Genomic DNA, 12,256 nt, shown 5'->3' with positions numbered 1-12,256 from the left:
GTCATGCGCCCCGGGTCAGCGCCGCATCGGACGGCACGACGCCATCCTCGACGGCATCGACGATCAGCCGCACCAGCGCCGCGCGGCTTTCGTTGATGAAGAAATGCCCGCCCGGCAGCCATTCGCAGGCGGCGTGCCGCGACGTCTGCATGGCCCACGCGCGCGCGGCATCGCGGCCGACCAGATGGTCCGACGTGCCGTTCACGCACAGCAGGTCGCATTCGAGCGGCGCGCCGGCCCGGTAGCGATAGCCGTCCATCGCGATGAAATCGGCGCGGATCTGCGGCAGCAGCAGCGCGAGCAGGTCCGGATTGTCGAGAATCACCGACGGCATCCCGCCGTAGCCCTGCAGCAGCTGCACGAAACGCGCGTCGTCGAGGGCTTCCACCGGCACCGGGCGCGGCACGCGCGGCAACTGCGGGGCCTTGCAGCCCGACACGATCAGGCAGCGCGGGCCGGCCTCGCCGCCGAGCCGGCGCGCCACCTCGAACGCGACCAGCGCGCCCATGCTGTGCCCCCAGAACACCATCGGCAGGTCGCCCACGGCCGGGCGCAGCGCATCGGCCAGGTGCGCGACGATGTCGTCGAGATCGGTGAGCGGCGGCATCTGCCGGCTCGCCTCGCGGCCCGGCAGCCGCGCCACCAGCGGCCGCAGGTGCGGCGGCAGCGCGCGGCAGAACGCGTGATAGGCCGACGGCCCGCCGCCCGCATACGGGAAGCAGACCAGCGCGGCCCGCGGCGCGAGGCCCGGCGCCGGATCGATCGGCGCATGAAACCAAGCATGGATATCCTGACCAGCCATCAGACGCTCCCCACTCCGGGCCGCCGCTACGCCGCGGCGGCACGCACATCGAACCGTTCCGCGGCGGCGCCGGCGGGCGCCGCGCGCGGGCCGCGCGTTACGAGAACACCGGCACCGTGTCCCAGGTGCCCCAGTCGTCGATCCTCGGCGCCGTGATCGACGCGTCGGCATCCCAGTAGCGCCGCAGCGCCGGATCGCGATCCTCCTCGGCGAAGCGCTGCGCGAGGAACGGCCGCATCGGCTCGGACATGCGGAACTCGCACAGGATGTCGCGCACCTCGCGCTTGCGGAACATCGCCTGCAGCGCGTCGCGCTCGATCTCGCTGAGGTCCGGATGCCACGTGTCGATGATGAACACGAGGCGGCTCTTCGGGCCGTTCCACGCCTCGTGCTCGAAGCAGTCCTCGAACACGATCGATTCGCCGACCTGCCATTGCTTGCGGATCTCGCCGACGCGCAGCGTGCAGTCGGCGTCGACGATGATCCCGACGCTGTAGCGCAGGCGCAGCGAATCGACGCTGCAGTGCGCGCCGAGATGGGTGTTCGGCTCCTGCCACGACAGCAGCGCCTCCGAGAACGGATGCGCGACGCCGCAGCGCGGCAGCCCGGCGGCGATGCGCTTCAGCTCGGGGCAGTGCATGGTCATGAACGGCAGCTGCGTGCCCATGTACCAGAGCGGATAGATGAGCCACGCGCCGTCGGTCACGACGCCGCCCGTAAACGACAGCACGCGGCTGCGCAGCCGCAGCGCCTCGTCGCGGATCGCGGGCGTCGCCGCGCGCAGGTAGTCGGCGACGGGGTCGCCCTCGGGGCTGCGCATCGGCCGGTTGTCGAGGCCGGGGAAGATCGGCAGGAAGGTCGGATGCTGCTTCGGCAGGCGCTCGCCGTGCTCAGGCAGCGCCATGCGCAGCAGGAACTCCTTCACGCGGTCGAGCTCGGGGCCGCCGTCCATGATCCGCCGGTAGCATCCCCCCTGCTTCATCACGTTCAGCACGGCCCTGCGCAGGGTCAGGTTTTTCTCGAACGGCGACATGTCCCCTCCTTTCACGCGGGTTCCGCCGCCCGCAGCGGCTGGAGGTTGCGCGAGATGTCGACGTTGTTGTGGATGCTGACGGCCAGCTCCTCGAGCAGCCCGATGTTCTCGCGCAGCTTCGCGATCAGCGCGTCGTCGTCGGTGTACTCGATCAGCAGTTCCCGGTTCAGGTTGCGGCCGAACAGGTAGGTCTTGGTCAGGTCGACGTATTCGCCGGCCAGCGACGCGTCGTGCAGGATCGGCTGGCGCTTGAAGTGGTCGGCCACGGAGCGCAGCAGGTCGTTGTAGCGCGCGAGCTCGGTGTCGATGCGGCCGAGGAACGCGAGGTCGTGCCACTTGCGGTTGAAGTACAGCAGGCACGTCACGCCGAGATAGATCACGCTGTCCCAGAGGATCTTCTGCGTCATCACGAAGCCGTTGCCGAACTTCGGGTAGAGCCCTTCGTAGAGCATGAACACGATCTCGGCGAGCTGCAGGAACACGCGGTCGTAGGCGCGCGCGAGCGGTGCGATGTCCTCGCCGCGCAGGTCGCGCAGGATCAGGTCGCCGACGAACTCGTTGCTGTACGCGATGAAGTCGCTGCCCGGCGAATAGAACGGATCGATGAACACGCCCGCCTCGCCCGTGATGCACCAGCGATCCGCCGAGTACACCTGCTTGCAGCTGTACGAGTAATCCTGGTAGCAGAGGAAATCCTGCAGCGTGTCGCGATAGCGCTCGACGAGCGCCGCGCACTGCGGCTCGTTCTCGCGCAGCCAGTTCATCGATTTCTCGAACGAGTTCATTTCCTTCACGTTGTGCATCGTGTTGTCGAACACGATGCCCACGCTGGTCGAGCCCGAGCCGAGCGGAATGAACCAGACCCAGTAGCCCGGCCCCATGAAGTGATTGGTGCTGAAGCGCCGCGACGGGCCGGTGCGCGCGCGCCATTCGGGGTCGTCGCTCATGTCGGAGATGTCGACCTCGGCGCCGAGCCGGAACCACACCGCGCCGTTGCGCAGGTTGCCGTCCTTCTCGAGCCCGAGCTTGCGCTTGAGGATCTTGCTGCGGCCGGCCGCGTCGACCACCCAGCGGCAGGTGACGGTCCTGACCTCGTCGCCGTGCACGAAGCCGATCTCGTGGCGATCGCCGGGGCGCAGCTCGACGCGCTGCACGCGGGCGCGGTCGAACACGGTCACGCCGTCGGCCACCACCTGGTCGTGCAGGAAGTTCTCGAAGCGGCCGCGGTCGAGCTGGTAGCTCGGCACCGTCGGATAGTCGCTCGGCCCGATCTCGAGCCGTTGCGTGACGTCGCCGTTGTCGCCGTGCGGGAAGAAGAAGCGCAGGCCGAGCTTGGGCAGTTGCGCCGCGTCGATGTGATCCTTCAGCTTCAGGCGCTCGCCGTAGTAGTGCGCGGCCACCTCCACGCTCGACTCGCCGACCTTGTAGCTCGCCTCCTGCGCGGGACGCTTGCCGCGCTCGAGCACGACGATGCGGATGTCCGGCTTCTCGAGCCGCAACTGACGCGCCAGCGACAGGCCCGCCAACCCACCCCCCATGATTGCGACATCAGCCTCCATCCACGCCTCCATCCTTGAATGTTCGAATTCGATGACGAAAAAGGCTCATGACGGCCGGCCGCCCGTGCGACCCGATCCGCATTCGATCCGGGGAGCGCGACCCGGGCGCGACATGATTGATTCACACGAGTCCGGCACACTGAGGCGCAATGGCCTGCCGGGCGAGGCGCGTTCGCAACGGGATGCGCGGTGACGATGACGAAACCCGCTTCGCCATCGACGCTGCTTGATCGATCCGCCTCGCAAATCATCTTAACCATCGAAACACCAATCGGAATACCTACTAAATTTCCGAGTAGCAGCCGGCACGCGCAGATGGTTCCATTCCGAATCGACCCGATCGGCCGGGCGCGACACGCGCGCGCGATGCGTGCGTGCGTGCGTGCGGCGCGGGCATCGTCGATGCAACCCGTCATTCCGGAACACCACCATGAAGACCATCAGTCCCATCGACAAATACCGGCTGCAGGCCGCGCGCCTGCAAAAAGCGGTCAAGCAGGCGCTCGAAGACGATTCCGGCGGGCTCGCACGGCATCCCGTCGTGCAGCGCCTGCGCGAGCACGTCGGACTGAGCGCCGACGACGACGCGCTGCTGCGCAAGCGGCTGCACGCGCTGCCGGCCGGCAAGTATCTCGACCTGCTGGCGCGCGAGGCGGGGCACGACGACTGGCCGGCATTGAACCGTCAGTTGCGCGCGCAACAGGAAGCCGACGACGACTTCGCCGATACCGAGCTCTACAAGTTCAACGCGAGCGAATTCAACCTGAACGTCTGGTTCCCGACCTACGAGGACGCGCGCGAGTATCTCGACACGCATCGCGGCTTCTACCTGCTGCAGTTCAAGGGCCACTGCTTCCTCGCGCAGGCGCCGCACATCATCGACATCGGCCTGGACCCGAACGACCCGGACTGGGAGCGGATCGGCCGGGACTGGGTCAAGCCGAAGGACCCGGAAGCCAGGCAGCGCCTGCGCGACAAGCTGCGGCTCGCGCGCGAGCAGGCCGACAAGCCGGCCGGCAACTGAGCGGTTGCCGGCGGCGGGCGGCGGGCACGGCGCGGCCGCGAAGCGGCCGGCGAACGTCACGCGGCCGGCCCTCGCTCGCCGGGCCGGCCGGGCCGCCGGCCTGGTCCTAGTCGCCGACCGCCAGCGGTGAATGCACCTCGTGCACCTCGTGCGCGTCGTCGCGCTGCGCCGGCGCCGCCGCGCGCCGCGCCGGCCCCTTGCGCACGATCACGTCGTCGAGCACGAGCACGTCGATGCCGCTCGTCGCGAAGATCGCGATCGCATCCTCGACCGAATGCGCGATCGGCTTGCCCATCACGTTGAAACTCGTATTGAGCAGGATCGGCACGCCGGTAATCGCGTGGAACGCGTCGATCAGCGCGTGGTAGCGCGGGTTCAGCTCGCGCTTGACGGTCTGCAGGCGGCCGGTGCCGTCGACGTGCACGACGCCCGGCACGCGCGGCGCCATCTCGGGACGGAAGCGCAGCGCGCGCTCCATGTACGGCGTATCGCAAGCGTGCTCGAAATAGGCGTGCGCGTGCTCGGCGAGGATCGACGGCGCGAACGGCCGGAACTCCTCGCGGAACTTCACCTTCGCGTTGATCCGCTCCTTCACGTCCGGATCGCGCGGGTCGGCGAGGATCGAGCGGTTGCCGAGCGCGCGCGGGCCGAATTCCGCGCGGCCCTGCACCCACGCGACGATCTTCCCCTCGCTCAGCTCGGTCGCGACGCGCCGGCACAGCGCGTCCGCGTCGGGCATGCGCTGCGCGTCGAAGCCGCCGTATTCGAGCAGCTTGCCGAGCGCGTCCGCCGACAGGCGGCTGCCGACGTACGGCGACTGCACCTCGGCGCGCGGCTGCCACGCGCCCGGATGATCCGCGTGATACGCGAGCCACGCCGCGCCGACCGAATTGCCGTTGTCGGCCGGCGCGCAGAACACGTGGCTGCGGCTGAACGGCCCGCGGCCCGCGAGACTGCCGACGTAGGCCGAGTTGAGCGCGCAGCCGCCCGACAGCACGAGGTTGTCGGACAGGCCGCGCCGATGCGCGTTGGCCAGCAGTTCGTCGACGAATTCGCCGAACACGAGCTGCCCGGTGTACGCGAGATCGGCGAAATCGAGCGCCGGCTGGCCGCGCGTGCGGCGCAGCTTCACGAGCTCGCCGATCGCGGCCGCGGCGCGGCGCCCTTCGCGGATGCGCAGGTCGTCCACGTCGAGCAGGCTGCGCAGCAGGCCGTAGTAGCGGTCGCTTTTTTTGCCGTAAGGCGCGAGCCCCATCACCTTCCACTCCTCGCCGCCGATCGGGTCGAACCCGCACAGCTCGCAGAGCAGGCTGTAGTACTGGCCGAAGCTGCCTTGCGACGGCTTGGTCGAGATCTCGCGATGCACGCCGCGATCGAAATGGAACACCTTGCACGAAGTCGATTCGCCGAGCCCGTCGATCACGACGCTGACCGCATCGGAGAACGTGCTGCCGAAACAGGCCGCCGCCGAGTGGGTCAGGTGGTGCTCGTATTCGCGATGGATCACGGGCCGGCGGCCGAACACGCGCTGCAGGTGCGCCTCGGTGTTGATGCCGTGGCGCGGGTTCGCATAGCTCGCGATGCAGCGCAGCATGTCGAAATTGTCCGCGCCGATCTTGCGCCGGATCAGCCCCTTGAGCGGGCCGAACGAGAAGAAGTGCAGGCGCTTGAAGAACTTCTCGCGCCAGCTGCCGACGATCACGAATTCCGCGTCGGGCTCGCAGTATTCGCCGAGCAGCTTGCCGATGCGGATGAAATCGTCGGGCGGGCTGCACCACGCGCGCTTGTTCTGCAGATAGCGTTCCGAATCCTCGGCGAACACCAGTTGGCCCCGCGAATCGACGATCGCGAGCGACGGATCGTGCGGACTCGTGCCGAGCCCGATGTAGTTGCGCTTCATCGTGAAGCCCCCGTGAAGGTTCGATGGCCGGCGTCCGCGCTCGCGGCCGCCGCCGGGAAACGGATCAGTCGTGGTTGAACACGCCGCGGCTCAGGTCCGGCGGCTGCAGCCCGAAGGCGGCGGCGTTGTACGCGGAATCGAACGCCCGGTAGCGGCGGCCGTGCGACACGCGCTCGTACCACGGGATCTTGCGCTTCGTGACGCTCTGCTGGATCTGCATCCACTGCACGTAGGTATCGACGTCCACGCTTTGCGGGCACAGCGTGGACGCGAAGTCGTAGAGCGGCGCCGGGCTCAGGAAGTCCTTGCCCGGCACGCCGAACCAGCGGTCCGCCACGGCCACGCTGCGCTTGGTGCGGTTCTTGACGGAATGGAACCAGTAGTACGGATTCCACAGCACGTCGCCGGGCTGCAGCACGGCTTCGTAGCGCGGGCAGAAGCGGAACAGCGGGCAGCGCTCGTGATCCGATTCGTCCTGCCAGTGCAGCGCGGTGACGGCATCCCCCGGCAGCAGCAGCGGATACACGAGATAGAGGAAGGCCGGATCGACGAGGCTCCACACCTTCACGCCCTCGAGCTGGTAGAACGTGTTCGCGATCTTGCCGAAGTGCGACGGGCTGCCCGCGCCGCCGTTCGAGATGAACAGCTGCGACGAGATGCGCGTCATCTTCGTGTACGGCGCGAACGACGACGAGTACAGGTTCTGCTCGAGCTCGGGATGATCGACGAACAGCCGGTCGCTGTTGGCCAGGTACGACTTGCCCTCGAGCAGTTCCGCGAGCGGGCCCTCGTAGTTCTCGCCGGTGTCGATGCGCATCATCGGCACGATGTCGTCGCCGTAGCGCTCGACGAGCGCGTCGAGATGGTAGGACGACGCGTCGTGGCCGACGTTCTCGATCACGACCGGATGCGGGCGGCGCACGTAGTTCTCGTAGAACGCGTCGGGCGAGATCGTGCGGAAATCGACGCGCGGCAGCGGCACGGCCGACGCGACGGGATTCTCGCCGGCGATCGCCGCGAAGATCTCGTCGCAATCGGCGGCCATCGCGTCGCATTCGTAGTGGTGATCCTGCAGGATCGTCCGCGCGAGCAGCCGCTGCTGGTAGCGATGCCGCGCCGCCTCGCACCGCTCGAGGCCGTGCACGACCTGGCGCGGCTCGTATTCGGACAGGTGCGGCTGGGCGAGGATCTGGTCCAGCCGCGCGGGATCGATCGCCTGGCGCGCCTGCGCCAGGCGCGATCCGAGCGAACGCAGCAACAGCGACAACTCGGGTCGAACGTGGGTACGTGACTTGGTGGTCAGCACGATGTCCTCCTTCGTAACAGGCTTCAGGGCAAACCGTATGCAACCAGCCGCGCGGGATTCCCGCCGCCGCCGACGGGCACCACGATGTATTGCCGGTCGTCGGTGACGTAAGTCATCGGCGAGCCCGACGCGTTGCCGTACCGCATCGGCAATTCGAGCAGCGTCCGGCCGGTGCGCGGGTCGAGCGCCCACAGGTACGCGTCGTCGTTCTTGATCAGGTTCAGCGTGGTGGTGCGGCTCAGTTGCGTCGGGTTCGCGGTGACGATCCCTTCCTGCGTGCCGAACAGCAGGCCGCTGGTCGCGATGAAGAAGCTGCGGCGATCCCACCCCAGCGGCCCGAGCCTGAGCCCCGCGAGTGCGGGATGGTCGACCGGGCCGCGGCCGACGGGGCGCATCCAGACGTGGTCGCCGGTGCGCATGTCGATCGCCGTCAGCCGGCCGTACGGCGGCTTCGAGATCGGCAGGCCGTCGGGCATCTTCAGCATCTGCGGCACGCCGGCATAGGTTTCCGTCGAGAACGGGAACAGCCCGATCACGGACGGCTTGGTCACCGACGGCACGTACAGGTAGCCCGTCTCGGGGCTGTACGCGGCGCCCGCCCAGCTGCTGCCGCCGACGTTGCCCGGCATCATCAGCGTGCCCTGCGTGCCGCCCGTGGCCGTCTGGTCGACCGACGGCGGCGTGTAGAGCGGCCCGTGCACGTATTTCGCGACGGTGGCGCGCGCCTCGGCGCGCAGCGCCGGCGTGAAGTCGATCAGGTCGTCGTCGGTGACGCCCTGCCGGTCGAACGGCAAGGGCCGGGTGGGCGTCGGCTGGGTGGGCGACACCGCCTCGGTGGGCAGCGTCGACGGCGGCGCCGGCCGCTCGACGATCGGCCAGACCGGCTTGCCGCTGGTGCGGTCGAACACGTACACGAAGCCCTGCTTCGAGACCTGCGCGACCGCCTTCACGAGCCGGCCGTCGCGCCGCACGTCGAACAGCGTCGGCGCCGCGGGCGGATCGTAGTCCCACAGCCCGTGGTGGATCAGCTGGTAGTTCCAGACCAGCTTGCCGGTGCGCCCGCGCAGCGCGACCAGGCTGTCGCCGAACCAGCCGTCGCCGGCCCGCTTGCCGCCGTAGTAGTCGTTCGACGGCGTGCTGACCGGCAGGTAGACGATGCCCGACTCGCCGTCGCAGCTCATCGGCGCCCAGACGTTCGCGCCGCCGCTGCTCACGTTGTCGTTCGCGACCCAGGTGGACGCGCCCGTTTCGCCGTTCTCCGGCACCGTGTGGAAGGTCCACAGCAACTGGCCGGTGCGCGGGTCGAAGCCGCGCACGTCGCCCGGCGCCATCGGCTGCGCGAGCGGGAAATCGAGGATGTTCGAGCCGACGATCACGGCGCCGCCGCACACGATCGGCGGCGAGCTCATGCCGTACAGCGTCTGCGACACGCTGCGGCGCAGGTCCTGCTTCAGGTCGACCACGCCGCCGCTGCCGAACGTGCTGTCGGGCTTGCCGGTGCGCGCGTCGAGCGCGATCAGCAGCGCACTGCCGGTCGCGAAGAAGATCCGTTCGACGTCGCCGTGCTTCCAGTACGACACGCCGCGCTGGACGAAGCCGATGTTCGGCGGATAGGCGAAGGTGACGCCGTCGGCGGCCAGGTAGCTCTTCGGGTTGAAGACCCACAGCGTCTTGCCGGTGGCCGCGTCGATCGCGGCGATCTCGCTGAGCGACGTGATCACGTAGAGCCGGCCGCCCGCCATCAGCGGCGTCGCCTCGTTCGCATTCGGCCATAGTTTCATGCCGCCCGCGTTCGCCTGCGCGACGATCGCGTTGTCGGGCGACTCCCACACCCACTTCTGGACCAGGCGATGAACGTTGCCCGGGTTGATGCGGTCGACCGGCAGGTATTTCGACGCGGCCTGATCGGCCGCGTAGTGCGGCCATTCGACCTCGCCGCCGTAGCCGGGCGCCGCCTGCGACGCGCCGCTCGTGAGGACGCCGCCGAGCAGCGCGGCGAGCCGTATCGCGACGCCCGCAAGCGTCGATTTCGTTGCCATAGATGCCTCCAGTGAGCCTCCACGGCCGGACGACATGCCCGGCGCCCGGCGACGATCCGCGCGGTGCGCGGCGACGGCGGTCAGCCGTGTCGCGGGAAGCGGTTTCTCCAGCGCTGCCAGAGGATCGCCGCGCCGATCACCATGACGATGTCGTGCGCGACGGTGATGCCGACGAGGCCCCAATCGAGCGTGAATCCCATCACGTAGGCGAGCGGCACGCCCACCGGCCAGATCAGGATCATGCTGACCTTCATCGGGAACTTGGTGTCCTGCAGGCCGCGCAGCGCGCCCGTCAGCGTATTGCGCGCGGCGTCGAAGATCTGCCCGATCGCGATCAGCACGAGGATGATGGACAGCGTGTGATAGATGCCCGCGTTCTCCGGCGTGTCGGCGACGAACACGCGCACGAACAGGCTCGGCGCCAGCGCGAACGCGGCGAGCACGATCAGCGAATAGACCACGCCCATGCGCGTGTAGGCATCGCCCACCTGCTTCACGGCGCCGAGCCGCCCGCCGCCGAAGTGCCGGCTCGATACGACGGTGGCCGCCTGCGACAGGCCGACGATCGGGATCACGAGCAGCAGCAGGTAGCGCGTCGCGACCTGCTGCACGTTCAGCGCGGCGATGCCGAGCCAGCCGACCATGACCGTCGTCACGAAGAACGACAGGATCTCGTTGCCCATCTGCACCGAAATCGGAAACCCGACCTTGACGATGCGCGTCACCCCCTGCCTGACCGGCTCGCCGCGCATCGCAAGCAGTCCGTACGGACGATGGCTGCCGTGGGTCAGCACGAAGCCGCCTAGCACCAGCGCCGCGGCCCAGGCCGTGATCGACTGCGCCCACGCAAGACCGTCGAGGCCGAGCGCCGGCAAGCCGAACTTGCCGAAGATCAGCAGGTAGCCGAGCAGCGTCGTCAGCAGCAGGCTGCACAGGCTGTAGAGCAGCACGAGCGCCTGCTTCAGGATGCCGAGCAGCAGTTGCACGCACACCGAGATGATGCCGACCGCCGGCAGCGAATAGACGTAGATGCGGAAGAAGCCGATGCAGGCGCGGACGAGCTCGGGCGGCTGGTGCAGCGCCGTGAGGATCGGGCCCATGAACAGCAGCGCGACGATGGTCGGCACGCACAGCAGCATCGCGACCACGAGCGCCGCCGAGAACAGGTGGCCGATCCGCTCCGGCTCGCGCCCTTCGCCCTTCACGTGGCCGATCAGCGGGCTCAGCGCGAACAGCATGCCGAACACCACCGTCATCAGCAGCATCTGCACCGAGTTGATGAGCAGGCCGGCCGCGAACGTCGTGGCGTCGACGCGCGACAGCAGCAGGTTGCTGACGAAGCCGCCGATCATCACGACGAACTGCGAGATCATGATCGGCAGCGAGATCTTCAACGCCTCGCGCATCGTCGATTTCGGCAATGCGGCGGTATTTTCGACTAAACCTTCCATTATTTCGTTACCCTATCGAATACTTCCATGAGCGTCCCGGCGGGGGCTCGACATAATGGCGCGTCACGCCGGCGCGGATATCCGCCGGGAGCCCGCCGATACATGCGGTTCGTCCCCGGGGAGCACGATGGGGCCGCGCGGCAAGCGCGCCGGCTGGTCCATACGGAATGTGACGTGACGGGTGACGTCTGGCTGAGCGATCCTAACTGAATCGTTCCGGGTTGTGTCGGTCCGGCGACCTACTAAATTTAGCAGTTTGATGGTGCTTCGCCTTCCAAGGACAATGGGCCGTCTTTCGCTCCGCGCGCCCGTTCCCTATCGGGCGATTTGACGCAGCATCAGCGCACATCAGCATGCGGCATCGCCGTTCACTCCTGCTGGCTCCGCGAATCCGGATGTCCGCGCGGCCGCCGCTGCGCGTGTGCTACCGTTCGTCCGCGTCGGCCGGGCACGGTGCACGGCCGCAAGGGTTCCGACATGCCAAGGAGATATCGTGCCCACCCTGGATGCAATGCTGAAGATGTCGTTTTACGTATCGCTCGTGCTGATCGTGCCGGGGCCCACGAATACGCTGCTGCTCTCGGCGGGCCTCAAGGCCGGCATTCGCGATACGTGGCCGCTGGTCGCCTCGGAAGCGGCGGGCTACGTGACCGCGATCTCGATATGGGGCTTCTTCCTGCATGCGCTCGCCGCCGGCAACAACTGGATGTTCATCGGCGTCAAGCTGCTCAGCTCCGGATTCATCTTCTACCTTGCCGTGAAGATGTGGACCCAGGGCCCGAGGCTGCATGATCTCGCGCGAGGGCCGGTCAGCCGTCGCGACCTGTTCTTCGCAACGCTGATGAATCCGAAGGCGCTGCTGTTCGCCAGCACGCTGTTCCCGCTCGCCGCGTTCCGCTCGGTGAGCCAGTTCGCCGTCGCGATCGGCGTGTTCCTCGTGGTCCTGGTGCCGATCGGCATCGGCTGGTCCAGCCTCGGCGGCCTGCTGACCTCGAATCGCAACTGGGCCCATCGCGCGTCGACGCTGCTGCGCTGCGCGTCGATCGTGCTGATGATGTTCTCCGGCACGCTCGTGTATTCGGCATTCAATCGATGAGGCTGTACGCAGCGCGGCAGACGGCCGCCGCGCCGGCGGCCCAAAA

General features: G+C 68.1%; 9 protein-coding genes. 2 read left to right on the top strand and 7 right to left on the bottom strand.

Going from position 1 to position 12,256, the window contains the following annotated elements:
* Position 1 precedes the first annotated feature (1 nt).
* From HWX31_RS08860 to HWX31_RS08850, 3 genes are all read right to left on the bottom strand, one after another.
* A complete protein-coding gene (locus tag HWX31_RS08860) occupies positions 2-802 on the bottom strand; it encodes a thioesterase II family protein (RefSeq protein WP_174959076.1) in 801 nt (266 codons plus the stop codon).
* A 97-nt stretch (positions 803-899) separates the two neighbouring features.
* Positions 900-1,835: an aspartyl/asparaginyl beta-hydroxylase domain-containing protein gene (locus HWX31_RS08855; protein ID WP_174959078.1), complete on the bottom strand. Its 936-nt coding sequence runs from the start codon at positions 1,833-1,835 to the stop codon at positions 900-902.
* Positions 1,836-1,846: 11 nt separating this feature from the next.
* Positions 1,847-3,394, bottom strand: coding sequence for an NAD(P)/FAD-dependent oxidoreductase (locus HWX31_RS08850; RefSeq protein ID WP_174959081.1), 1,548 nt, complete (start codon positions 3,392-3,394; stop codon positions 1,847-1,849).
* Positions 3,395-3,824: 430 nt separating this feature from the next.
* Between HWX31_RS08850 and HWX31_RS08845 the strand changes: the two genes are divergently transcribed.
* Positions 3,825-4,418: a hypothetical protein gene (locus HWX31_RS08845; RefSeq protein ID WP_174959084.1), complete on the top strand. Its 594-nt coding sequence runs from the start codon at positions 3,825-3,827 to the stop codon at positions 4,416-4,418.
* Positions 4,419-4,524: 106 nt separating this feature from the next.
* On the opposite strand, the gene HWX31_RS08840 is transcribed toward HWX31_RS08845, so the two are convergent.
* The 4 genes from HWX31_RS08840 to HWX31_RS08825 all read right to left on the bottom strand — a co-directional run bounded on the left by HWX31_RS08840 (position 4,525) and on the right by HWX31_RS08825 (position 11,114).
* Positions 4,525-6,318, bottom strand: a complete 1,794-nt coding sequence (locus tag HWX31_RS08840) for a carbamoyltransferase family protein (protein WP_174959087.1) — start codon at positions 6,316-6,318, stop codon at positions 4,525-4,527.
* A 64-nt stretch (positions 6,319-6,382) separates the two neighbouring features.
* Positions 6,383-7,624: a cupin-like domain-containing protein gene (locus tag HWX31_RS08835; protein WP_155122779.1), complete on the bottom strand. Its 1,242-nt coding sequence runs from the start codon at positions 7,622-7,624 to the stop codon at positions 6,383-6,385.
* Positions 7,625-7,647: 23 nt separating this feature from the next.
* The gene (locus HWX31_RS08830) at positions 7,648-9,663 is read right to left on the bottom strand and encodes a pyrroloquinoline quinone-dependent dehydrogenase (RefSeq protein WP_174959090.1); all 2,016 of its coding nucleotides are present in this window, start codon (positions 9,661-9,663) and stop codon (positions 7,648-7,650) included.
* Positions 9,664-9,743: 80 nt separating this feature from the next.
* The gene (locus tag HWX31_RS08825) at positions 9,744-11,114 is read right to left on the bottom strand and encodes an MATE family efflux transporter (RefSeq protein ID WP_174959093.1); all 1,371 of its coding nucleotides are present in this window, start codon (positions 11,112-11,114) and stop codon (positions 9,744-9,746) included.
* A gap of 511 nt (positions 11,115-11,625) precedes the next feature.
* Here HWX31_RS08825 and HWX31_RS08820 point away from each other — a divergent pair.
* The gene (locus tag HWX31_RS08820) at positions 11,626-12,210 is read left to right on the top strand and encodes a LysE family translocator (RefSeq protein WP_415493181.1); all 585 of its coding nucleotides are present in this window, start codon (positions 11,626-11,628) and stop codon (positions 12,208-12,210) included.
* The last annotated feature ends 46 nt before the right edge of the window (positions 12,211-12,256 follow it).

Origin of the sequence: Burkholderia ubonensis (assembly GCF_902833085.1) — a bacterium.
Lineage (GTDB): Bacteria > Pseudomonadota > Gammaproteobacteria > Burkholderiales > Burkholderiaceae > Burkholderia > Burkholderia ubonensis.
Note: the sequence above shows the minus strand (reverse complement) of the source record. Positions and strands in the feature narration are given on the sequence as shown.